This window comes from Paenibacillus sp. RC84, assembly GCF_041260495.1.
Taxonomy (GTDB): domain Bacteria; phylum Bacillota; class Bacilli; order Paenibacillales; family NBRC-103111; genus Paenibacillus_F.
In genome coordinates this window covers 575,913-599,092 of sequence record NZ_JBGBYL010000003.1, presented here as the reverse complement: position 1 = coordinate 599,092, position 23,180 = coordinate 575,913, and the positions used below count along the sequence as shown (strand labels likewise).

Here is a 23,180-nt window from a genome sequence, read left to right as displayed (position 1 = left end):
GATCAAATACAACCCTTTGTATAACCCTGTTGGTTTGCCCGTTTGTATGCCGTTTTGCCGGCAATCGGCGCTCTTTCTATGGATAACAATCCCTACATAAAATTTCGCGGGGTTAAATACCTCACTCTATTGTAAAGAATTTTTCGCTTTCATTCCACCCCCCGGCGAATCAGGTGCCTGAACAGCGCTCCATTTTCCTCTCTCCGAAAGTTGTCCGGCACCAACATAGTGGACCCGGCCCATGTTTTCAGCCGGGGGTCAACACTGTTTCTCTAGACCCACACGGGTATCGTCCGGTACGATAGAAGTCCAGAACTAAAGCAGGGCAATGGAGGCAGCGCAAGTGGAAGCATACAACGACTTAAAACAAGGCGAACGGGGTGCCTGGACATCCATTGTCGCCTATATCGCACTGACTGTGCTTAAGCTCGGCATCGGATATAAGGCCGGTTCGGAAGCGCTCACGGCCGACGGTCTCAACAATGCCACGGATCTGATCGCTTCCGTGGCGGTCCTCATCGGGCTGCGGATCTCCCGCAAACCGCCAGACAGCGATCATCCTTACGGCCACTTCCGCGCCGAAACCATCGCGGCGCTCATCGCTTCTTTTATCATGTTTGCCGTCGGCATTCAGGTATTTATCCAGGCGGTAAGCTCTTTCACAGGACCGAAGCTGGAAGCCCCCGGCTTGCTTGCCGCTTGGGTCGCTTTGCTGTGCGCGGCGGTTATGTACGGGGTGTACGCCTACAATATCCGGCTTGCCCGCAGGATCAACAACAAAGCGCTGCTGGCCGCCGCTTACGACAACCGTTCCGACGCTTTCGTCAGCCTGGCCGCATTCGCGGGCATTATCGGTGCGAGGCTCGGGCTTCCCTGGCTCGATCCCGTTGCCGCCGTTCTCGTCTCCTTGCTGATCTGCAAGACGGCCTGGGGCATTTTCATCGACGCCGCTCACGCCTTAACGGACGGCTTCGACGACAAGAAGCTGGCGCTCTATAAACAGACGATTGCCGGAACACCCGGTGTGGAAGCCATCGAAGACGTCAGAGCCCGCGTTCACGGCAATCAGGTGCTTCTCGACGTCGTAATCGTCGTGGATCACCAGCTGACCGTCGCCCAGAGCCACGATATCGCGGAGGACGTGGAGCAGCGGATGCTCCGCAAGCATAAAGTCGGTCATGTGCACGTGCACGTTGAGCCGACCCGGATGTAAAGCGTAGACGATTTTCTCTTGAACCTGACGCTGCGTCATGTGTTATTCTCCGAGCATAGACATGAAGCAGAGGTGATCGTCAGATGTTGGATTTTATTTTACAGTACAAGTGGGCGTTCTTTATCGGAGGAGAAGCGATTTTCTGGGTCAGTATCGCGTGCTTTCTCCTTCTTCGCTACGTCTGGAATTATCGGAAGCTAAGCAAGCTGTTTATCCTGCTTTTCCTGCTGAGCGACTTGTGGATGGCGGCCATTGGTTACCTGGATTACAGACGGACCGGACAATTCGAGACCTTTCAGCTGGTGATCCTGATCTTTCTCGCTTACGCGCTGTTCTTCGGACGGAACGATCTGCGCAAGTTGGATGCCTTCATCGCCAGAAAGACGGCCAAATGGCGGGGAATACCGGCAAACGAACTTCCTCCCGCGGAGCTTAAATTAACGGGAGCCGCACATACACGCCGCGAGCTGAAAAACTTCTCCGTTCATTTTGCTCTCTATGCCGCCGTTACGGCCGTCCTGATCGTGATGTACGGAATTTTGCCTGCGGAATCGCTTCCTCCCGAACCTTCGGGTCCGCTGGCGCTCCGCCTGGCCCTGGCCGGCATCGTGAACCACGAGACTGCTGCATCCGTTTTGAAAGTATGGAGTCTCATCCTGGCCGTTGACGCCGCCATTACGTTGTCGTATGTGATTTTTCCCAAAAAGCCGAAAAAGACCGCGGCTTCGGGGTAGCGTTTTGTACCCGGCGTGGTCGTTATAAAGGCCCGGACGTATGTCCGGCCACTTGAAAGCAGCTCAAAAAGCCCTGGATAAAGCAGGGCTTTTGTCTTTTTGCATGATCGCTGCCGTAAGTGCCGCACCTATCTTCGGATTCAGCCGGGGCGGCAGGGGTGCAGAATCACGGGTGAACATCAGATCACGAAATCGAGCACCTCGCGGTAGGGCAAGTACGCTTTCGTCCCCGTTAAGGGAGGCGAATACACGTGAAGGCTTACAATCCGCTGCTCATGCTCGTTGCGCATTTCGTGAATTTGCCCGCGTGGAGCATACATACACTCTCCCTCGGCAACGGGAGCCGCCATAAAAGGCTCGGGATAACCTCCCCGGTCCAGTTCGTACCACACATTGAGCATCTCGCCTTCAATAACGCGGGCGCAGCCGATCGAAGACCCGTGATCGTGAATAGCCGTTTTGCTGTGCCCCGGCAGATGGATCACGACGACCTCCACATCGGCAGTCCGCAGCAGCACATGCCGGCCGTAGGCCAGCCGCTCCGGCTCGGTAACGTGCGGGGCGATTTTGTCCCTCGTCAGAGACAAGGCTTCCAGCCCGGCCCTCAGCTCGTTCATCGTCGGTTTTTTTAACCCGCCGAACGATTGTTCAATCGATTGAAGCAGATTCATGCCGCATCCTCCTGTATATCAGGTATTCTTATGGAATGAATAACGGGAATTGATATCAGGATATGGGCGGAACAGCAGATTGGTGCCTGATTGCGGCAGCCGAATATTCAAAGGAGTCCGGCTTGCGGGGCTCCGCATCGTTAAAAGGCCCGTCCGGATATCCCGGACGGGCCTTTCGCGTTGTTATCGTTGGCCGTCATCGTGCCGCACCGGGGCACAGGGTACTGCGCGCCGGGTAAGCCCGCATGGGCGGCACCACTCCCGCAAAAAGCCTGCGGACCCGGCAGGATCACGCTCCCGCTCCGGAAAGCTTCCTTTCCGCGGGGGATTACGCTCCTGCCGGGTCCGCTCCGGCTGACGAACACCGCCGGCTGTCCTGCCGCTGCAGGAACGGACGGGGCTGGCTTCGAAAGCCGGGAAAACTTCGGCCGGGCCGGCGGCCCGGCCGTCAGACCTGCGCTTCAGCCGCCTCATTGCCGCGGCGGCTACGGTTGTGCGTCAGAACGGCCGTCACCGCTTCCGCCACCGACGAAGTCTTATGACCCGCTCCCGCCTTTACCTCATCCCGGCTTTTCATCATCGCAAAGCTGTGAGGCGTCAGGGCGAACATCGGCAGATCGTTATAGGAATCGCCGACGCAGGCGGCCTCGTCATGCTTCAGCCCCAGCTCTTTAAGCAGCCGGGCCAGGCCCGTTCCTTTGGAAATCCCCGCCGGCATCAGGTCCATACAGTCATGATCGGAAATGACGGCTTCCACGCTTCCCGCATATTTTTCCATCAGTTCCTCGCGAAAAGACAGAAGCTTCTCCATATCGCCGAACAGGGAAAACTTGCAGGGCTTCACCTGCCCCGAGCGGATCTCCCGGCCGATATCGGCCTGATGATGGACGGGGCTGAGTTGACGTTCTTCATAAGGCCGGGAAGCGTCCGTACTTTTATGAAGGCGGATCGTTTCGTCCGAGCAGCAGACGAAGAATACGATTTCCCGCTTCGAGACAATCTCGAACAAGTCGGACGCGCGGTCCCCCGGGAAATGCGAGGCATCCAGCTGCTCTCCTTCCCGGGTGTAAACCGCGGAGCCGTTCTGGCTGATGCCGTATGCCTCGACCCCGACACGGTTCATAATCTTCCGGATATCGGGATACAGCCGGCCCGATGCGATGCAGATCTGCACGCCCTGTCCGGCCGCCTCCCGCAGCATACGGGCATCCGCGTCCGCAACCTCCAGATCGGCATTCATGAGTGTACCGTCCAAATCCGTTACGATCAATTTAATCATGCTGATTGTCCCCCTCTACGATGAGCAGCTCCACATCATGCCTTTCCAGCAGGCGGAGCATACTTTCTTCCGGTTCGCGGTCCGTCACGATCACATCCAGATCGTCCAAACCCGCAACTTTATAAAACAACTGCTTGCCGAACTTCGTATGGTCCGCCAAAACGACGACACGATCGGCTCTGCGGATCATTTCGCGTTTGATGGAGCCGTCCTCTTCGTGCGGGTAGGAAAGCCCGTCCGGACTGATTCCGCAGGCGCCGAGAAACAGCAAATCGACGTAATAATCCCCCAGCTGCGCGAGGGCAGTCGCCCCGAACAGAAACCGGTGTTCCAGATCAAGCTGCCCGCCGAGCATATGCACCTTGAAGCTTTTACTGTCCGCCAGTTTCGCCGCAATATCGATGGAGTTCGTCACGATCACGTTGTCCGTTGTCTGGATATGCTCGGCGACCGTCGCAACCGTCGTGGACGTGTCGAGAAACAAGTAATGCCCGTCGCGGATCAGCTTGGCGGCTTCCCGGCCGATCTGCCTCTTCTCGTCCGGAGCCCTCTGCATCCGGTCCTTATAAGCGGTCACCGCGCGGTTAAGGGTCGGCAGCATAGCGCCTCCGCGGGTCCTTACAATGAGCCCGATCTCATCCATCCGGACGAGATCCCTGCGGGCGGTGTCCCGAGACACGTCGAACCTGTCGCAGATTTCCTTCACGTCCATCCGCTGATGTTCCCTTAAGTATTCCATAATCGCTTCGATTCGTTCTTCCTGAAACATATCGGCACACCCTTAAGTGAATTCATGCAAAACGATAATCGTTTATAAGTAATTATAAGTTTTGTTAAGTCAATTTGTCAATTAAATCGCATATCCCCTTAAAAAAACACTTACAGCATACAAAAAAGCGGCTGATATCCAGCCGCTTTTCATCGTTTTATTCACATGCCCTATACTTGTTCATGTCTCTGCGCTTACAGGCGTTCCGAAATCGAATCGATCATTTCCCGGATCTTGGCTCCCGATTTGCGCAGATTGTTCTCTTCCTCTTCACTTAAGGGCAGCGTGATAACCTCCCGCACGCCCGTACGGTCCACAATGCACGGAACCCCGAGATAAACGTCGGACAACCCGTGATAATTGGAAACAAACGTCGAAACGTTCAGCACCGCGCCTTCATCGCGCAGAATCGCCGTACAGATCCGGTCAAGCGCCAAAGCGATCGCGTAATACGTCGATCCCTTCGCCTCAATAATCTGGTAAGCCGCGTCCCGCGTATTTTGGAAAATTTCGTCCTTATCCTCTTGATTCAGCTCGAGAGGCAGTCCGGCAAAATTAGCCAAGCTCCACAAAGGCACTTCCGAGTCTCCGTGCTCCCCGATAATCGCCGCGTGAATGCTGCGCGGGTCCACTTGAAGCTTCTCGCCGATCAAATAGCGGAAACGCGCGCTGTCCAGCAAAGTTCCCGAGCCGATGACACGGTTAACGGGCCATTCGGACTTTTTCCATGTAAAATAAGACATGATATCAACCGGGTTGGTCGCCACCAGAATAATGCCTGTCTGGTTGTACTTCGTCACATTCTCGACGATGCCGTTAAAAATGTCGACGTTGCGCTTGAGCAGATCGAGACGGGTCTCCCCTTGCTTTTGCGCGACGCCCGCACAAATAATGATAATATCGGCGCCTTCACAGTCGGAATAGTCCCCTGCCCATACTTTTACCCTGCCCGTAAACGGCAGGCCGTGGTTCATATCCAGTGCGTCCCCGTTCGCTTTCGCGTGATTATAATCGATGAGGACAAGCTCGGACATCCGCTCTCTGAGCAGCAGAGTGTACGCCGTGGTGGAACCTACGGCACCGGTTCCGATGACAACGATACGTGATTTTTTAGATGTTTCCTGGTTATTCAATTCGTTAGTAGACACAAGAACCTCTCCTTTCAGGGGAATTCTGGTATTATTGTAGGCGAACTCCCCCCCAAAAGCAAACGTTCCGTCCTATAAAACGACAAAATAAGCGCGGGATTCTTCAAAAAGTACCGGCTGATCCAGCTGAAATCCGGTGCCGGCTATCCGCTCGCAAGCCTGCAGCGGGGCAAGGCGCGCCGGTTCAGGGCTGCTGCCCTCTTCCAGCCAGTTTGCTCCCAGCACGGCAGCGGTATGCTCCCATAAGCAGCAGGCCGGACCGATCAAATAATCTTTATGCATCGCCAGCGCCATTCCTTCCTGCCGGAGCATGCACGCGTTGCGCAAATCATCCAGCAGAGAGCCGCAGCAGCCGGGGTGTAGTTCCCGCTCGGCTTGGAAGCGCCCGCTTACCGGAAATTCGCGGTCCGCCACAGCGTGGCCGAAGCCCGCAGCCTGCCTGACGCGAGAAGAAACGTGCGATTCCGTGTCCGGCCAAGTCCCGCTGCCGTCACTCCGGGCAGCGGCCGTTTCCAGGCGGAAGGAGCTGTTTCCGGAACGTCCGGCGCTTCCGAAGCTGCTGAAGCCGCTGAAGCTTCCGAGAACGTCCACGAACGGTTTGCCCTGCGATCGGGCCTTCAGATCGTACAAGGCCATTTCCACCAGATCCGCCTTCACATTCCCCCAGAGAACGCGGTACAAGCGGACAGTGTCGAGCGCTTGAGCCAGCGTGCTTTTTTGAAGGCGGTACAGAAACCGGGCCCAATTCACAAGATCGAAAACCTTCTCGTTCACAGACATCAAACATTCTCCCCAGCCTGTCTCTCCGCCCTCGTCCGTGAGTTTGAGCAGCCCGTACCTGCAGTTCTCGAGCTTTCCTTTGGCATGATGGTAACAGCAGGGTACATCGAATTCAAACAATTCAATCCGGATAATTCGTCGGTCCATTTCTTCCTTTTCCACTCCTTTTCTCCCAATGACGCTTGCGAGGTTAGCTGCCGGGTTCGGATTTGAGAGGCCCCTACGGAAAAAAACATTCCGATTCACCCCAGTTCGTGGGTCCCCCGCTTCTCTTACGAGAATTAAGCGCGCAGATGAAGATGATGGTATGGCCGCCTCCGGGATCCGGACATGGTGTCCGAAGCCCCATCTGACGGACCATGAGAGTATGTTACTCCCGCGAATCGGGCCTGTAAACAACCCCGGAGGACAGCCCGCTGCCATTCTATGCCATGTAACCCTATTCATTTGAGTGTTGCTTCTTCAAGCTGATTCAAGCTCATTCTTTCTCCGTTTAACAAAAAAAAGCTCCGGATACCCGGGGCTTTTTTTGAAGAGCGTTTTATAGTCCGATCAGATATGGGCGCGTGTCTTGCCTCCTCCAAGGGTAGGGTTTGCGCCATGATCTCCGCGATGGCGAAGGAGCTTGCGGAGGTAAGGAAGGATGTAGTAGTCGGCTCCGAACTTGCCGGCGTTGGCTCCGGCGGCGATGACGATAACACCGAGCAGGATCATCCAAGGGTTAGTGCTTACGGTACCTGCGAAGAGGAACATGAAGTTCATCAGAACCCCGAAGAATGCTGCCGCCGTTGTCAGTGCGCCGAGGACAAGACCCAGTCCTACCAGAAACTCTCCGAGCGGAATCAGTACGTTAAACAGTTTGGCGTTCGGCAGTGCAAAGTTTTCCAGGAATGCGGTGAAGGTCGGATAGACCAGCTCATTGGTCGCTTTATCGACAATCGGCTTCGCTACCGCGCCTTTCAGGAAGCCCGTGGCGTCAAACCCGCCTGTCAGCTTGTGCCATCCTCCCGTAATCCATGCGTATCCAAGATAGAAGCGGAGGATCAGCATCAGACCTGCCGCATAAACGTTCGTTCTTAACCAGTTAAACATATGAATTTCCCCTCTCAAGCTGCGTATTCTGTATTGGATGTTGAGTGTGTTTCCAGCATTTAGAGCCAGTACTGCTCGATCAAGCCGCATTCCGCTTCCAGAGGAAGAGGAAGTCCGGTTTCGCCTGCTTTTTGCGCCTTGGCGGTTTGCCAGGTCTGCACACAGTCGAAGCACAGATCCTTATAACCCTCGGGGTGTGTCTGAAGCCGGGCGCCGCATGCCTGACAGTGTGCGGGTGCTGCGTTTACAAGATGAAGGGCGGTCATGATACTCGCATCCTTTCGTTTATCCCGTATTTTATTGTGAATATTTTCACATTGTTAGCCGTAAAAAGCTTTCTTCTTCTTCCTGAATCATTCAGGAAGATCGGATGAGCCGGCGGAGCCTTCAGCTCTGGATACCAGTGGCTTTAACCGGCAGTCTTCGCAAACCCAGGGGGACTCTGTTTCTTTGGCAGCGAGGATACCGGAACCACACTGCGGGCATCTTCCTTGCTGAACTTGCGGGTCAGCTGTCTCTTTCATGGCTCCTTCACCTTCTTTCGTGTGTTGTTCTCTCTTTCTGACTTTAGTATAGTCCTCCCCAAGAGGGATGTATGTGATATTTATCACACTTAGCCCAAAATAAGTGATTATAATCATGTTCAAGCATTCTTCATAATGAAAGCCGTTACTTAATAAGGGCATGTGAATAATATCACAATCTCTTAAAACAAGAAGTTCTATACTTCCTTTAGAAAGCCTAATTCCCGTAACAGCCGCATCCAGGCAGGTTTGGCTGCTTGCGTTTCTTCTATAGTAATAAAACCAAATTTGCACAAAGCGAGATGACTCCTATGCGAAACCCGACTGCCGTGTTTTTTACCAATGTTCGTTTTTTCCTGATTCTGCTGGTTGTTCTGGTCAACCTGCTGCTTACCCTTCCCCCTCTGCCGGAGGCAGCGCAAGCTGTCGTGACCGCCATCTTCACTTTTCATCTGCCGGTGTTTGTGCTGGTAACCGGTTATTTCGCCAAAAAGTACTGGCAGACACCCGAGGCGGCAGCCGGTATGCTGCGGATCGCCCTGCAGTATCTCTTCTTTCAGACCCTGTACTCGGTTCTGGATTTGTTCTGGCTCCACAGCCCCGGCATCCGGTATTCGTTCTGGCTTCCGTATTGGATGCTCTGGTTTCTGACCGCGCATTTCGGCTGGAAGCTTCTGCTCATCCCGTTCGCCCGGCTCAAGCACCCGGTGGCCGCCGCCGTCCTGCTCGGCGCGGCAGCCGGCTTCCTGCCGGCGGAAGCGGGCGCGTGGCTCGGCTTGACGCGCACGCTCGTGTTCTTCCCGTTCTTCCTCGCCGGATACTACTGGCGGGAAGAACGGGAACCCCGTCGGCGCACGGCCCCGCAGCGCCGCGCGATCCGGGCCGCCGCGGCGCTGCTGCTGCTGGCGCTGCCCGCGTTCTGGCACGCGGCGGGCGCAGACACCGCCGCGCAGTGGCTCGCCGGGGGCGGCAGCTACGCGCAGCTCGGCGTCCCCGCCGCAGCGGGCACCATGCTGCGCCTCGGCTGCTATGCGGCGCAGGCCGCCGCATCGGCCGCGTTCCTGCTGCTGCTCCCGCGCGCGGAAAGCCGCTTGACCGTCCTCGGAGGACGGACGGTCTATGTCTTCCTGCTGCATGGCGCCGCCATCAAGCTGCTGGGCGCAGCCGGGCTCCTGCAGCTGCTCGCCCGGCTGATGGACGCGGGAGCGGCGGGAGCTGTCGCGGCTCTTGCGGCGGGATGCGCGGCCGCGGCCGCGATCGTGGCCGCGCTGTCGAGCCGCCGGTTCGCCGCGGTCATGCGGCCTTGCATCGAGCCGAACGCGGCCCGGGCCCTGCGCTGGCTGCAGCGGAGGCTGCCCGGCCGGGCGCGCAGCACGTACTAGCCGCCGCGCAGGTCCGGCGGCGGCTTGGAGTCTCCGCAGCGTTCGTGTTTCCAACGCGCGATGCGGTCCCAAGCGGCGGCAGGTCAGCCGCGTGTCTGGTTCGTCAAGTTCCATCGCACACCGAAGCCGTGCTTTCAACGCCAGCCGCGTAGCCTGGGTGTAAGCCGACTCCTATCCAGCCGGTCATGGACTATACCGGCGCGACTCATCTGCGAGGCATCAACAACCGCATCCCAATAAGCCCGGCCTGAATGATTCAGGCCGGGCTTATTCAATGCCGTTATGTTAACCTCATTTCCGGACTGTATGGGCCCCGCTTGCTCCGCATTGTTCGCGTTATCTTACAACGTTTTTTCAACTACTCTTTAGGACTTCGTTAATGTCACGACTGAGCCGCACTCTTTCTCTCTGTGCCAGGTCACCCCCTATCGCTTATTTCGGCGCTCCGTTCATCTCGCAAGGCCGGATCTGCTTCGTCTTGGTCCCAGGCTCTACCGCCGCTTAATAAGCTATCGGCTGATCCGTTTTGCCTTGAAGCCCCGCCATCCTCATCAGAACGATGGCCGCCTGCGCCCTCGTCACTGCGTCCTGCGGTCGGAATTCGCCTCCGATGTCCTGCAGCAGGCCCAGCTTCATGACGAGGAAAACATCGGCTTTGTTTTTGACGCTGTCTTCATCTGTGACGGCAAGCTTGCCGAGCGGCTTATCCAGCAAGGACGACAGTTTCTCGTACCGAAGCTCGTTCACAAGCGCCGATGCCAGCTTCTCCCGCGTCAAAGGCTCATCCACGCCGAGCTTCCTCTCCGGGTTCGGCTGCAACCGGTTGATATCCGTCAGCAAACTGACGGTCCTGTAGTACGGGCTCCCCGGCTGCACATCCGCATAAAGTGCCTCAACCTTCCGGTAGCTCTCTCCCTAATACGAATCCGGCCTGATTCCGCGGGCGAACATCGTCAGCCAGTCTCCGTAAGTAAGAACGGCATCCGGGTTCAGATTACCGTCCGCATCCGGAACAAGAACTTGGAGACGGACGAGCTCCGCCAACTCTTTTTGCGCCCAGTGCCCCGTAATATCCTTCCCCTCGGACGGCTTGGCGGCAGCCGGGACCGGCCTCAAATCACGCAGCTTACCGGACGCGGCATCGAGCACCTGCCAGGCCGACTCTGCCTCAGAACCTTGCCGGTAGACAAGCAGCAGTTTTCTTTCCTTATCGTCTCCGCCGCCCGTATAAAACGCTCCGTTCATCGTATAGGACAAGCTCACCCGGCCGTCAGCCTGGAGCCGCTTCAACGCCTCTTCCTTCGTTACGGCAGCAGGTTTCACCGCCTTCAAAGCCTCCTCAATCGCTTCCTGCTCATAGGGAAGCTGGAGGGTATAGAGACTTCCGTCTCCGTTCAAATGAAGGATAATCTGCTGATCCTGGATGGGAATCCCCTTATTGACCCGCTGAAACTGGTATGTAAACGGTTCGTTTTTCTTAGATGAGACGTTGTCCTTTACCGCACTGTTCTTCTTCACCAGTTTCCAATTTTCAGAAGCCTGTGGAACGAGTTCGTCAAACAATTGGAGCGCTTTCGCATCCGCGGATTCTATCGGTATGCTTCGCGGCTTCACAGTAGGATTTTGGTTCCAGGGCGGATAAATCCCGTTCTCGCTAAGTTCCAGGATTTGACCCGTCCGGGTGTCGACAATCGCATGGGTATCGTTTCCGTTCTCGTCCTTCCAGTTCAGACTCCAGACGAGTTGCCCCGGCGTACGCCAGCCTTCCTGCTCGGACTTCTGGGCAAGCTTGCTTCCTTCCGGAACATACCCCGTCGCTTTTACGAGTTCTTCGGCTTGCTCCGCACTTAACGGTGCTCCCGTATGCGCTTTGAAAGAAGCTCCTGTTTTCGGGACATCCGCATAGGCCGAAGTACCGTACGCGGCATACAGCCCTTCAAAAACATACTCTCCGGTTTGAGCGTCAACAGGGGCATAAAATAACGGGTTCCGCACATAACCGAGTATCCATTCTTTTGGGCCCGATCCGTTCTGAAGCTTCACATATTGCAAGTCGACCGCAAAATCCTTCTTATATTTGGCCGCGGCTTCCCGTTCGCTTATTTTGGGAGTCGGGGAAGGATACGAGCTTGTGTGCAAACTGGCGTGCAGCCCCGTAACCCGGCCGTCCCCCCTCACTTGAACGTTGATGCCTTCGAAATCGACAAACAGACCGTTCACTTTGCGTCTGAATGAAAAATCATACAGGACCGAACCGAAAAGCGCGCTTTGCGAGCCGTAGGAAAGAAAGGGTTCCAGCGTATCGTTTTGCAAGGACGGAATCGCTTTTTTCACGAGATCCAGCGCGATCTGGGCAGCTTTCTCCTGGTTGACTGCCGGCGGATAAAAGCTCTCTTCCTCTTTAAGCCAAACGCCGGGAAATGAAGTCGACCAAACATCTCCTGTCCGGGCATCCACCACACTGTGAAAGGAAGAAGTGGAATTCCCCTTCGTCACGGACCAGGATAGGGTCCATACAAGCCTTGGCACAGGGGGATAGCCATCCGTCGACTCACCTAGGCTCGCAGACGATACTTCCGCATTTTTCAGGTCGGGAAATAATTCCCTCAGTCTGTCGATCGCCTGTTCCTTTGTAATCTTTGCCTCTTTCTCCCGCTTGGCGCTGCCCGAGGGATCGGCCGGCTGGACCGGACCACTTCCGGACACGATTTTCGCGTCCTCCTGAAACCTGTACACCGGAGCGGAGTCATTCGCCGCACTTGTCATTCCGGGCAGCAGAAGACCGACTCCAAGAGAGCCGGCCACCGTAAGCATACCCGCTTTACGCAAGCGGGACGCGCGTTTGTCGTTCATCTAATTCCCTCTCCCCACCTGTTAGACTTTTCCATATTATTTAACGCATGGGAGAAGGAATAGTTTCGTTATAAGAGAGAGACTGTCTTATTTTCGTCTACCAGATTTTCGTGACGATGCTCCAATTCTTTGCTGAATTTTTCGGAGATCTGCTTTTTGTTCCCGTATACGTACAGAACATCGCCCGCTTCAATGCGGGTATCGGAATTCTCGCTCCGTCTCCGGATTCTTAGCGGCCCCCGCTGGACAAAGAGCAGGTTAATGTCTTCATCGGCCGTGCACAGATCGTCGATATGACAATGCTCGTACTCGGAATTTTCAATAACGGGAATATCAATGATCCAGTCTTCTTCGTCATTATACAAAAGCTCGCTTACCGGCAGTTCCTCCACGCCTTCGTCTTCCTCCAGAGGCGCATGAAGTTTTTTGCTCAGCCGTTTTTGCATCGGTTTTACTTTTAAGATAACCAGCAGAAAAGCCAGAATACCCGTTATAACCAGCAGCTCCGGCAGCCTGAACCGCTTTTCGAGCAGGTTGGACACCAGCGTAATGATGACGGCAAGAGAGAACACGCCGAATAAAATCAAAAAAATACCGATTCGCCTGCGAACCGGATGCCGGATAATAAGCTCGGATTCCTGTGTGGTGAAGCCCGTGCCTGTCAGCAGGGAAGTGACTTGAAAGCGGGCAATTTCGTTGTCAAGCCCGGTGAGCATCATCAATACCGCCGAAATTTCGATAACGAGCAGGACGATCCCCAAATAAATGACGATTAACAGTAGCTCCATGATACGCCTCCCAGCCTCTACATCTTTTCAATAACCGTTCCTGCGGGTATGTGAAACTAACAGCATTTACCTTTCATCGGACACGTTTTACATTTTCCAAGGCGCTTGTATAGCCCGTCCCGCCGGGAATTTCCCGGCCGATTGACTCGGCCGCACCTGCAATGCGATAATGAGTTCGTCATCTCGAACCATCTGAAGGGAGTTACTGCATGTGACGTTCGGAGCCAGAATGTTAAAGACGGGCATGGCCGTCACTCTAGCTTTGTACTTAAGTATGCTTTTGCATACGACCGCCCCGGTTATTGCCGCGGTTGCCGCGATTTTCGCCCTGCAGCCGTCCATTTACCGCTCCTGGCGTTATTTTCTCGATCAGCTGCAAACCAACACACTGGGAGCGGCGCTCGCCCTCGTCGCCGGTACGTTTTTTCCCAAGCACCCGATCGCGATCGGGGTCGTTTGTATTCTGGCCATCATGATCTGTCTTAAAATGAAAATGGAAGCGAACATCGGCCTCACCCTCGTAACGGTTATCGCCGTGATGGATGCTTCCGGCGGCCACTGGTGGTTCGCCGTTAACCGGTTCCTGCTCACCTCGCTCGGAGTCGGGTCCGCTTTCGTCATTAACGTGCTTTTTTTCCCGCCTAATTGGCAGAAACGGTTTATGGAAGAAGTTCACGGGGTCTTCAGTCAGATATCGCCTCTTCAGAGGACGGTCATCTCCAATGAAATGAAAGAATCCGTTTTTCAGGAAACGAAAGACGGTGTCGTGGGCGCGCTGTTCCGCCTGGAGGAGAAATACAAGCTCTTCGAAGAAGAGCAGAAAAAACTCAAACGGCTGAAATACAGCCAGTCCAAGCGCCTTGTCGTCTACAAGCAGATGCTTCACACCCTGCGCAAAGGCGTGGATATTTTACAGCTGGTCGAAGAGCATTATTTCCAAGCATCGCGCACTCCAAACATGAACGCGTTCGTCGACGAGCATTTGGAAGCCCTTACTCAATACCACGAGTATGTCCTTATGAAATTCGAGAAGAAATACAAGAACGAGTCCTACGAGAAGCTCGAAGCGATGGATCTCAAGAACGACGCCTTCCTGAGACTCATTACGGACGCTTCCAGCAGTACCGGCGACCTGCACCGGCTCGTTGTGGTCGCCTCCGGGATCTATGACTACGGTCACCAGATCGTGCGTCTGGACAAACTGGTCGAGCAATTTTTCAAAGGCGCCGAAGAAAACGAAAAACAGACGGGACTTAAGTTTTTTTAAGGTCCCGCCTGTTTTTTTCTTTTTTTATAATCCGGTCGGACCCGGAACATACTAAACCCAATCGCGGCCTCCAAGCGGAGGTCTTTTTAAAGGAGATTATGTCTATGACCGACAATCACGATCCCAATTTCGCAGTGGGTACCCCAAGTTCCTCCGGGGGTAATGCCGAAGCCGCTTCCGCAGAAGGAACGGAACTGACCCGAGAGCAGTTCCTCCAGTCTTACGAAGCCGGAACCATCGAAGACGACAATGGCTTGGGCCCCGAAGCACAGGCGGAAGCCGGCTACCGGCCCGAATCCACGCCGGACAGAGCCTGAGCCTTCCGCTGAAGATGGCGCACGGCGGCTTTAGCCCGGCAAGGCACGGACGCTCCATCCACCGCTGCCGGCTATGCAAAAACCCCCGCAGTTTCAAGGCCGTAAGGCTTTCCTGCGGGGGTTTTGTGTATGTGCGTCTCCCGGTGCTGCAGCTCGTTCGCGCTTGCGCTTGAGGCGATTACTCGACGGCGTGAAGACCGCTCAACCGCGATACGGTGAGCAGCAGTTCGTCGCGCAGCGGAACGATGAATTCCACCGCGCCCATCGTAAAGATGCCGCTTCGGTTATGAAGCCTTACGCCGCTGACGCTAAGCCTGTAATGCGGAAGGCCCGCTGACATCGAAGTCAGCTCGCTCCCGCCTCCGTTCCGGGAAGACAACGTGAGCGTGCGTCCTTTGGCTTCGAACGGCACGATGCTGAGAATCGCCTGCAAAGGGATATAGTAATTGACGTGGGGTTTCTGGACGATGAGTTCTTTCGTCGTGACCGTAAGTCCCAGACCGTTTTTCTTATGGGAATATTTCAATTCGCCGTCTGTCATCTGGATGGAAATAAAATCGGGATTCATTCCGTCTGGCGCCCCCCTCAAAAAAAAGGATGTATGTCCACCTTAGCATACCGGTCTTGGACTGACAACCTTACGGGGTTTCATCCCGGACGGGCGAATCTCGGAAAATGCGCTACGACGCGAGCATCAGCACCTGAAAATCCATCTCGATGCTTTGAGCCGACATCAGTCCGCCCAGCAATAGTTTGGCCTCCGTCAAACGGGCGAGATCCCCGCGCAGAATCAGATGGGACCGGTGTCTCTTCCCGGGCGTTTTCCAGGCGAGCAGAGGAGCCAGCATATGTTGTTTCAAGGTTCGGATCACCGTATGTAATTGTTCCTGTTCCGCCACTTTGACGATCAGAAATGTATGGTCCATCACGATCTCCTCCGGTCGTTAAAAAGAATGTGCGTTTCCGGCCGAAATCAGGGCGCATCGCGCCGAGAGCCGGGGATTGAAGTCCACAGCATAAAGCCATCCGCGAGCAGCAGCGGACGGCAGCCTTTCCATCATAGGGTGTTTGGTTCAAGGAGTCAAGTCGGATGGCTTACTTCCCTGCTCTTCCGCCGGTGTGCCTCATGAGGCCTCCCGGCTTAACGACTGTCGCTGTACCTGTGTAATCCCGTTTGAAACAGTTTCTATGTATTTTTTTATTCTACCACATCAATTGGAGTTTTTCTTCATTATTCTTCACACGGAGTCCAGTCTCGTTAAACCGGCTCTCCCCGTTATGAAAATTCACTCCCCCACAAAACGGAACAGCTTCCAGAAAACGATCACATTGACGATCAGCAGCAGCGGAATTCCGTATTTGAACGTGAAATGTCTGGTTTTGTGCTTGTAGGCATACATGCCCGCCCAGATACCGGGAGCCCCACCGATAAGAGCCGTCAGGAACAACCGCTTCTCCGGTACCCGCCATTCCCTGCTGCGCGCTCTGCGTTTGTCGGCGCCCATCCAGACGTATGCCACAAGATTAACGACAAGAAGATATAGGACAAGAATCTTGATGAAAAACACCTCTTCTTTAGTATAAAGTCCGCTTCTCTATTAGTTTACAATTATTTGGGTAAAAAGCGAAGACCGGAGCGAGAAACTCCGGTCTTTCTATTCTTCATACATCATTTTGCGGGTCATGCCCCCGTCAATGACAAGATTCTCTCCGGTAACGAAGTCGTTCGCGGGATCCGTCAAGTAAAAGCAGGCCCTGGCGACATCGTCGGGTGTGCCGACGCGGCCCGAAGGGTGCTGCTTATGATCGGACGGCTTCAGCGCCCCGTAGTCCCCGGTCTCGATCCAGCCCGGGCTGATGCAGTTCACGCGGATGCCGTCCGGGCCCAGCGATATCGCGAGCGCATGCGTCAGCGCCGCGATTCCTCCCTTCGAAGCGGCGTATGCTTCCGAAGACGGCTCCGACATCAGCGCCCGCGTGGACGCGATGTTCACGATGCTGCCGCCTCCGGTTTCACGCATCCGCTTCGCCGCTTCCCGCGCGCAGAGGAACGTGCCGCGCAGGTTCGTGTGGAGGACACGGTCCCACTCCTCCACTGTCAAGTCGTACGTCGACTTCCATTCGGAGACGCCGGCGTTGTTGATCAGGCAGCCGAGCGGGCCGTACGTCCCGGCTGCCTGCTCGATGAGGCGGACGATGTCGCCGGGCCGGCTCATATCCGCCGGAACGAACAGCGCTTCCCCGCCTCCTTCGCGGATCGTCCGCGCGTTGTCTTCTCCGCGGGCCTCGTCCGTATCCGCCAGGACGACGGCCGCTCCTCGCTCGGCATAGCGGCGCGCGATTACGCGGCCGATGCCCGAGGCCGCTCCCGTCACAATAACGGCTTTGCCGGCAAACTCTATTTTCATGAAGGAAACCCTCCCGGAATCGAATTTATTTTTGAGCCTGTTCGCTTTCGCTCCTTACCCGCTTCTTGTATAATCAGGAGAAAATTCTCATGTAAAGGCGGGATCGGGATGCAGATTACCCATCATTATCTCGAATTGTGCCGAGCGTACAGCGCGGTGCCGCAAGGGCTTCCCGTCTCCCTCACCCTGGAGGAACTGGCCGAACGGCTTCACTGCACGGTGCGCAACGTCAAACTCGTGATCCGCAAAATGTCCGAAGCCGGCTGGATCACCTGGGTTCCCGGCCGCGGCCGAGGGAACAAATCCGAGCTCCACTTCCATTATACTCTGGAAGAAATGCTGATGAAGCAAACGGCCGAATTTGCCGAGAAAGAACAGTATCAGCACGCTTTCGAGTGGATACACCAGTATGCGGATACGCCTTTAATGAAAGAACAGCTTCTACAGCATGTCTCCCGCTATTTCGGATACAAGGCGAAAGACACGGAACAGGACGCCGACGTGCTGCGGCTGCCCATTAACAAAACCTACCGGACGTTCGACCCGGCCGCCCTGCTCTTTGCCAATGATGTCCATTTAAGCCGGCAGTTATTCGATACCATCGTCCGGTACGACAGAGCCGCAGGCGACTTCGTGCCGAGTCTCGCCCATCACTGGGAATCGGATGAAACGTGCACGATCTGGACGTTCTACCTGCGCAAAGGCGTGCTCTTTCACCACGGCCGGGAACTGGAAGCGGCCGATGCCGCATACTCCATCCGCAGGCTGCTGAGTCCCGAGGTGTTCTCGCCCCAGCGCTGGATGCTTGAAGATGTCCGGCAGATCCGCGTTCTGAGCCGGATGGCCATCCAGTTCGTGCTGGACAAACCGCACGTGCTTTTCCCGCACTGTCTGACCTCGCCGTCTGCGGCGGTTCTGCCCCGGGAGCTTTGCGAAGCGGACCCCGCGGTCTACTTCACTTGTCCCGTCGGTACCGGTCCTTTCCGGCTGGAGATCCGACCCGGCTACGGGTATCTGCTGCACGCCAACGAACGCTACTACCTGGGACGCCCGTTCCTGGATGTCGTCGAGCACATTCTGCTCCGCGATTCACCGGAACTGGTTGTGATGACGGACGCCTGCAATATGGTCCAGCGCGCCCCTTATGCGCCCGGCTCCAAGCCCCAGCATGACTGGCAGGCGGTAGAATGCATTTCCTCGGGGTGTGCGCTTCTTTCGTTCAACCGCCGCAAGGAAGGCCCCTTGCAGGACGCCGGACTCCGCCGGTACGTGCGTTCCGTCATTCAAGCTTGCGCGATGGTCGAAGAATTGGGAGAGAGCCGCGCCATTGCGGCCGCGAGCTTTTTGCCCGATAAAAGCCTGCAGATAGGCTGTACCCCTTACTTGGAGGAGAAGGAGAAAGAAACCGCCGGTATTCCGGACTCCTCCGCCTACGCCGGAACCGAACTGACCCTCCACTGCAAAGATTCATACAAAACGTACGAAGACATCGACTGGATCGTAACCCGCTGCCTCAAAGCCGGACTCCACATCAAGGTGGTGCTCCATGAGCGGGATGAATTCCTTACACCCGATGTCATGGATGAGGCCGATCTCGTTCTGTATGAAGTCGTATTGGACGAAAGCGAGACGCTCTCTTTGCTGGAGCTTTTCATGCAGGAGGAAGGGTCGATCCGGCGCATGTTCGACGACCCGCTGCGCGCGGAGCTGAGCCGGAGAGTGGGCAAACTGCTTGCCGAGCCCGATCCCCGCAAGCGGCTGGACCTTTTCGATAAGCTGGAGTCCCTTCTCACGGAAGACAGCGCGGTCCATTTTCTCTATCACCGGAGAATGCAGACTACTTACCACAAAAGCGTACGCGGGCTAAAACTGAACGCCTTCGGCCATATCGATTACCGTCACATCTGGTTCGAGCCGCAAGATCCGCTTGCCGGACATACAGCCTCGGCGGACACAGGCCCCACGTTCAGGACGATTCACTGAAAAAAGCGCCCGCAAGAGGCGCTTTTTCTGTTGGTGCCGATATCTGTGCCTGACCGTATTCTCAGGCATTCGGCCGCCATACCGCCTCCTCGATCAGCCAGGAATCTTTGGTCGACCGGCCGTCACCGGTAATGGGAATCACTTCCCCCAAGTAAGTCGGCTGCGGTTTGAAGAACCGGATCAAAGCGAAATCTTTGCTTCTCGCCGCCATTTCGCGGGCCTTGAATTTCGCCATGCCCCGGTATTCCTGGCGATCCGCCGCCACGCCGTACGCTTCAACGCCGAGTCCCTTCGCGTCATACAGCGCCCGCGCCAGATGATAATCTTGAGTGACGACGATGGCTTTGCGGATCTGAAAAATAGCCTTGGCCCGGTACATGGACTCATACGTATTAAAACCGGCATGATCCATAAAAATGCGCTCTTCCGCAATCCCCCGCTCGAGCAGAAAATTTTTCATCGCCCCTACTTCGTTATAGCCGAGTGTTCCATGATCGCCGGACACGAGGATTTTGTCCGCCTTTCCGCTCTCGTACAGCTCCGCGGCCGTGATCATCCGGTCCTTTAACATATCCGAAAGCCGCCCGTCCGGATGGACTTTTGCTCCAAGCACGATAATCGCTTCGGCTGAAGGCGCCTGTTCCGCGCTTATTTTACGGGCCGTCCCTTCTTTTCTCACTTCGTAATCCGAGGTAAACAACCAAATCCCGCCTGCAATCGCAGCAGCTCCAAGGCCGTATGCCAGCCCTCTCCAGCGCAGTTTCATCCCCAGCTCTCCCCGTACCATAATCTTGCCTAAATTCCGATCCGACTCTATTGAAATGAAGAGGATACCGAGGTTATTATACCTTAATTTTCCTTTTTTTCGCTATCGATATATAGAACGTTCTTATCGGCGTTAAAGCCTCACAAGCTGAACGCGGCGTCCGGACAGCCAAGTCCGCTTCTTAGCGGCCGGTTAGAAATTATGATCAATTTGTAAATTTTACCTGCCTTTGCGGCCGGGCATTTTCTATAATAGAGAAAACCGTTAAAAACGGCGGAAAGGATGAATATTTACATGAACATCCGGCTTGTCAACCAGGAAGAGATGCGGGAGGCCGCCGATTTGGCGGATTCGATTTTCCGGGATTCCGAGCAGATTTCGATGGCGGAAGGTTTCCCGTTCCTCTTCTCCGCTCTACATTCCCAATCCGTAGGAGCTTTCGAAAACGGGCGGCTCGTCGCCTTCATGGGCCTGCTCCCGTCTGTCATCCGCATCGGTCCCGCACGGCTTGCCGTCTATTCGCTAGGCTCCGTGTGCACGCACCCGGAAAGCCGCGGACAAGGCATCGCGGGCGAACTGTTCGCCGCCGCCCGCGGGCAGGTGGCGCGTTCGGGCGGCTCCCTGCTGCTCGTCTCCGGCGGCCGCTCCCTCTACACCCGCGCAGGCTGCCGGCCGTTCGGCTCCCTCCGCCGCTATGCGCTGGGCGGCGCTGCCCCCCTGCAGGCGGATGAGTCCGCAGGAGGTTACCGATTGCGGCCGTATGAGCGGGGCGACCTGCCGGCCATGAGCAGACTGGCCGCCGCCCGCCGCTCGGCTTTCGAGCAGAGCCCGTGGGATCTCGGCAGCCTGATCGACGCGCGTGCGTACGCCAGCTGCCTGAAGCTGCGGCACGAGACGTGGATCGCCGAGAAGGACGGCGAGCTCGCGGCCTTTATCGTCGCGGCCGTGCCGGACCCGGCCGCGACGTCCACGCGGTTCCCCCGGCTGATCGAGTGGGCCGGCGAACCCGAAGCGGCCGCACGGCTCCTCGCCGGTCTTACCGCCCAGCTGGAGCTGGCCGAGTTTCAGGCGGCGGTCCCGTTTTATGAAACGGGACTGCACGAAGCCCTGCGAAGTTTCCCGTCGGAAGAAAGCCGGAATGAAGGCACCCTTCTTGTGACGGACGCGCAGCTTCTTCTGAGACAGCTCCGTCCCTACCTGGACGAACAGAGCGGAAGCAGGCTCGGTGAGCGGCTCGGCGTAGGCGAAACCGGAGAAGGCGGCGTACGGCTGACGCTGCACGGACTGCCGGATCTTCTCCTGAGCGTGGACGACTGGATGGAGCTGCTGTTCAATCCGGACGCCGTGGTCCGGATTGCGCCTGCCCAGTGGCAGGAAGAGCTCCGGTCCGTCTTCCCGCTCCCTTTCCCGTATACGGCAGGGCTAAACTACATTTAAAGCTGTACGGCACGACGGCTTACAAGAAGTACGTTTCACGCCGCTAAAAACCGTTTGAACCGCACGGGATGAAGACGGAAACTTGCGGCTAAGGAACACAAACGTTTTCCCCCGCCCCGTTTCCTATTTATTTCATAAGAAAAAGTCCCGGCACGTGCACGCAAAATGCTGCACGAGCCGGGACTTTTTTCTGCCGCCTGTCTGAATTCCCAAGCGGGCGGCTTCCGTTTTATTCGGAAAGACTGTTCTGAACAATCCGCTCCCACTCGTCCTCGGTTAGAATCCCCTTCTCGACGACAAGCTGACGAAGCGGCTTCTGCGTTTTCAGCGACTCCTTGGCAATCTCGGCCGCTTTGTCGTAGCCGATAATCGGATTCAGCATCGTGACCAGGGACAAGCTGCGATCCATCCAGTAGCGGCACTGCTCCTCATCGGCTTCGATTCCTTTCACGCAGCGTTCGCAGAACGCTTCCGCCGCAGTGCTCAAAATGTGTGCCGATTGCAAAACATTGTGGGCGATGACCGGCATCATGACGTTGATTTCAAGCTGGCTGCCTATCATCGCCGTCTGGACGGCCGTGTCGTTGCCGATCACCTGGCAGCAGACCATATACAGCATCTCCGGCAGAACCGGGTTAACCTTGCCCGGCATAATGGAAGAGCCGGGCTGCACGGCAGGCAGCCGGATTTCGGCAAGGCCCGTCTGCGGACCGGAATTAAGCAGGCGGATATCGCTGGACAGCTTGATCAGATGCACGGCCAAATCCCGGAGAAGCCCGCTTACGCGCAGAGCCGCCGACGGGTTCTGCATAAAGGCGAACCGGCTCGGAGCCTGCCGGTAAGGCGTGCCCGTGCGGCGGCCGATCTCCGCCACCATCCTGGCGGCATATTCGGGATGGGTGTTCACTCCCGTGCCGACGGCATTGCCGCCGATGCCCAGCTCCAGGAGGCCGTCCGCGGCCTGCTCCAGCTGTTTTCGCATTTGGCCGATCGTGGCCGCGTAGCCTTCGAACTCCTGTCCCAGGCGGAGCGGAACCGCGTCCTGCAAATGGGTGCGGCCCGATTTTACGACCGAATGGAACTCCCTCGACTTGTTCGCGAGCTCGCCGATCAGCTTATCCAGCGCGGGCAGGAGCTTCCGCTCCACGGATTCGTGCACGGAAATGCAAATGGCCGTCGGAATCGTATCGTTGGTCGACTGGCTTTTGTTCACATGATCATTGGGATGGATCTTGTCCTTGCGGTCGCGTTCCAGTCCCAGTTTCTCAAGCGCAACATTGGCGATCACCTCGTTGGCGTTCATGTTTTGCGACGTTCCCGCCCCGGCTTGGAAAGCGTCGACGACAAACTGGCTGTCCCAGCGCCCTTCGATCACTTCGTCCGCCGCCGCCAGGATGGCATCTGCGATCTCGCCGTCCAGCTCGCCCAGTTCTTTATGTACGGCAGCGGCCGACGCTTTAATAATGCCCTGGGCTTTGATAAACTCCCTCGGCAGACGGTATCCGCTGATCGGGAAATTCAACACCGCGCGCTGAGTCTGGGCTCCGTAATAGGCATCGGCCGGGAGCTGAACCTGACCCAGAGAATCGCCGGCGGTGCGCCGCTTCGTATTTTTCTCCATGGATGGTTGTTGTTCGGTCATGATCTCACCCTTCCTTCCGTTCAATCTTGTTCGGTCTCTCGTGACGAGAGCGTGGTGACAGTTCCGGTAAAACCCGCGCTTATTTGCTCATAGTTCTGCCGGGCGCCTTACCGATTTGCGGTAAAAG

At 56.2% G+C, this 23,180-nt stretch carries 24 protein-coding genes and 1 riboswitch; of the genes, 7 read left to right on the top strand and 17 right to left on the bottom strand.

Translation table 11 applies throughout. The features are described 5' to 3' along the window. Nucleotides 1-343 precede the first annotated feature (343 nt). Nucleotides 344-1,213 (top strand): cation diffusion facilitator family transporter, encoded by an 870-nt coding sequence (locus ABH899_RS10125; protein ID WP_369995892.1) that lies wholly within the window; start codon nt 344-346, stop codon nt 1,211-1,213. An 83-nt stretch (nt 1,214-1,296) separates the two neighbouring features. Beyond that, nucleotides 1,297-1,947 carry a hypothetical protein gene (locus tag ABH899_RS10120; RefSeq protein WP_009672485.1) on the top strand — a complete coding sequence of 217 codons (651 nt, stop codon included), beginning with the start codon at nt 1,297-1,299 and terminating at the stop codon, nt 1,945-1,947. Nucleotides 1,948-2,126: 179 nt separating this feature from the next. Here the strand turns inward: ABH899_RS10120 and ABH899_RS10115 are convergent, their stop codons facing one another. The 8 genes from ABH899_RS10115 to ABH899_RS10080 form a co-directional block, all read right to left on the bottom strand. Next, nucleotides 2,127-2,618, bottom strand: coding sequence for a cysteine dioxygenase (locus ABH899_RS10115; RefSeq protein ID WP_369995891.1), 492 nt, complete (start codon nt 2,616-2,618; stop codon nt 2,127-2,129). 448 nt (nt 2,619-3,066) lie between these two features. Continuing rightward, nucleotides 3,067-3,897: an HAD family hydrolase gene (locus ABH899_RS10110; RefSeq protein WP_369995890.1), complete on the bottom strand. Its 831-nt coding sequence runs from the start codon at nt 3,895-3,897 to the stop codon at nt 3,067-3,069. Then, nucleotides 3,890-4,666, bottom strand: a complete 777-nt coding sequence (locus ABH899_RS10105; RefSeq protein WP_369995888.1) for a DeoR/GlpR family DNA-binding transcription regulator — start codon at nt 4,664-4,666, stop codon at nt 3,890-3,892. The genes ABH899_RS10110 and ABH899_RS10105 overlap by 8 nt, the downstream gene beginning before the upstream one ends. A gap of 194 nt (nt 4,667-4,860) precedes the next feature. After that, entirely contained in the window at nt 4,861-5,799 is a 939-nt protein-coding gene (locus ABH899_RS10100; RefSeq protein WP_369995981.1) for an L-lactate dehydrogenase, read from the bottom strand. Nucleotides 5,800-5,886: 87 nt separating this feature from the next. Next, complete coding sequence (locus ABH899_RS10095; RefSeq protein WP_369995887.1) at nt 5,887-6,756, bottom strand: hypothetical protein; 870 nt, start codon at nt 6,754-6,756, stop codon at nt 5,887-5,889. Nucleotides 6,757-6,758: 2 nt separating this feature from the next. Further along, nucleotides 6,759-6,892, bottom strand: a riboswitch (cyclic di-AMP (ydaO/yuaA leader). A 254-nt stretch (nt 6,893-7,146) separates the two neighbouring features. Continuing rightward, nucleotides 7,147-7,686 (bottom strand): DoxX family protein, encoded by a 540-nt coding sequence (locus ABH899_RS10090; RefSeq protein ID WP_009672377.1) that lies wholly within the window; start codon nt 7,684-7,686, stop codon nt 7,147-7,149. Between the two features lie 59 nt (nt 7,687-7,745). Next, nucleotides 7,746-7,952 (bottom strand): hypothetical protein, encoded by a 207-nt coding sequence (locus ABH899_RS10085; protein ID WP_009672460.1) that lies wholly within the window; start codon nt 7,950-7,952, stop codon nt 7,746-7,748. An 87-nt stretch (nt 7,953-8,039) separates the two neighbouring features. After that, on the bottom strand, nt 8,040-8,504 hold the full coding sequence (locus ABH899_RS10080) for a hypothetical protein (RefSeq protein WP_369995886.1): 465 nt from the start codon (nt 8,502-8,504) through the stop codon (nt 8,040-8,042). A 17-nt stretch (nt 8,505-8,521) separates the two neighbouring features. Between ABH899_RS10080 and ABH899_RS10075 the strand changes: the two genes are divergently transcribed. After that, entirely contained in the window at nt 8,522-9,592 is a 1,071-nt protein-coding gene (locus tag ABH899_RS10075) for an acyltransferase family protein (protein ID WP_369995884.1), read from the top strand. 501 nt (nt 9,593-10,093) lie between these two features. Here ABH899_RS10075 and ABH899_RS10070 read toward each other — a convergent pair. The 3 genes from ABH899_RS10070 to ABH899_RS10060 all read right to left on the bottom strand — a co-directional run bounded on the left by ABH899_RS10070 (nt 10,094) and on the right by ABH899_RS10060 (nt 13,233). Then, nucleotides 10,094-10,381: an S-layer homology domain-containing protein gene (locus ABH899_RS10070; RefSeq protein ID WP_369995883.1), complete on the bottom strand. Its 288-nt coding sequence runs from the start codon at nt 10,379-10,381 to the stop codon at nt 10,094-10,096. Between the two features lie 126 nt (nt 10,382-10,507). Continuing rightward, complete coding sequence (locus tag ABH899_RS10065; RefSeq protein ID WP_369995882.1) at nt 10,508-12,445, bottom strand: YcdB/YcdC domain-containing protein; 1,938 nt, start codon at nt 12,443-12,445, stop codon at nt 10,508-10,510. Between the two features lie 68 nt (nt 12,446-12,513). Then, a complete protein-coding gene (locus tag ABH899_RS10060) occupies nt 12,514-13,233 on the bottom strand; it encodes a trk system potassium uptake protein trkA (RefSeq protein WP_009672506.1) in 720 nt (239 codons plus the stop codon). A gap of 211 nt (nt 13,234-13,444) precedes the next feature. Here ABH899_RS10060 and ABH899_RS10055 point away from each other — a divergent pair, with 211 nt between their 5' ends. Together ABH899_RS10055 and ABH899_RS10050 are read left to right on the top strand one after the other, a co-directional pair. Continuing rightward, the gene (locus ABH899_RS10055) at nt 13,445-14,500 is read left to right on the top strand and encodes an FUSC family protein (protein ID WP_369995881.1); all 1,056 of its coding nucleotides are present in this window, start codon (nt 13,445-13,447) and stop codon (nt 14,498-14,500) included. Nucleotides 14,501-14,604: 104 nt separating this feature from the next. Then, nucleotides 14,605-14,817, top strand: coding sequence for a hypothetical protein (locus ABH899_RS10050; RefSeq protein ID WP_369995879.1), 213 nt, complete (start codon nt 14,605-14,607; stop codon nt 14,815-14,817). Between the two features lie 178 nt (nt 14,818-14,995). Here the strand turns inward: ABH899_RS10050 and ABH899_RS10045 are convergent, their stop codons facing one another. The 4 genes from ABH899_RS10045 to ABH899_RS10030 form a co-directional block, all read right to left on the bottom strand. Continuing rightward, entirely contained in the window at nt 14,996-15,385 is a 390-nt protein-coding gene (locus ABH899_RS10045) for a hypothetical protein (protein ID WP_369995878.1), read from the bottom strand. Nucleotides 15,386-15,497: 112 nt separating this feature from the next. After that, nucleotides 15,498-15,743, bottom strand: a complete 246-nt coding sequence (locus ABH899_RS10040; RefSeq protein WP_009672463.1) for a hypothetical protein — start codon at nt 15,741-15,743, stop codon at nt 15,498-15,500. 360 nt (nt 15,744-16,103) lie between these two features. Then, entirely contained in the window at nt 16,104-16,385 is a 282-nt protein-coding gene (locus ABH899_RS10035; RefSeq protein WP_369995877.1) for a DUF1294 domain-containing protein, read from the bottom strand. An 87-nt stretch (nt 16,386-16,472) separates the two neighbouring features. Continuing rightward, the gene (locus ABH899_RS10030; protein WP_369995875.1) at nt 16,473-17,225 is read right to left on the bottom strand and encodes an SDR family NAD(P)-dependent oxidoreductase; all 753 of its coding nucleotides are present in this window, start codon (nt 17,223-17,225) and stop codon (nt 16,473-16,475) included. Nucleotides 17,226-17,333: 108 nt separating this feature from the next. On the opposite strand from ABH899_RS10030, the gene ABH899_RS10025 reads away from it, so the two are divergent. Next, complete coding sequence (locus ABH899_RS10025; RefSeq protein WP_369995874.1) at nt 17,334-19,208, top strand: ABC transporter substrate-binding protein; 1,875 nt, start codon at nt 17,334-17,336, stop codon at nt 19,206-19,208. A gap of 61 nt (nt 19,209-19,269) precedes the next feature. Here ABH899_RS10025 and ABH899_RS10020 read toward each other — a convergent pair whose 3' ends face one another. After that, complete coding sequence (locus tag ABH899_RS10020; protein WP_369995873.1) at nt 19,270-19,974, bottom strand: SanA/YdcF family protein; 705 nt, start codon at nt 19,972-19,974, stop codon at nt 19,270-19,272. A 294-nt stretch (nt 19,975-20,268) separates the two neighbouring features. Here ABH899_RS10020 and ABH899_RS10015 point away from each other — a divergent pair, with 294 nt between their 5' ends. Further along, nucleotides 20,269-21,411 carry a GNAT family N-acetyltransferase gene (locus ABH899_RS10015; protein ID WP_369995871.1) on the top strand — a complete coding sequence of 381 codons (1,143 nt, stop codon included), beginning with the start codon at nt 20,269-20,271 and terminating at the stop codon, nt 21,409-21,411. A gap of 229 nt (nt 21,412-21,640) precedes the next feature. On the opposite strand, the gene ABH899_RS10010 is transcribed toward ABH899_RS10015, so the two are convergent. Further along, a complete protein-coding gene (locus ABH899_RS10010) occupies nt 21,641-23,053 on the bottom strand; it encodes a class II fumarate hydratase (RefSeq protein WP_369995870.1) in 1,413 nt (470 codons plus the stop codon). Nucleotides 23,054-23,180: the final 127 nt, after the last annotated feature.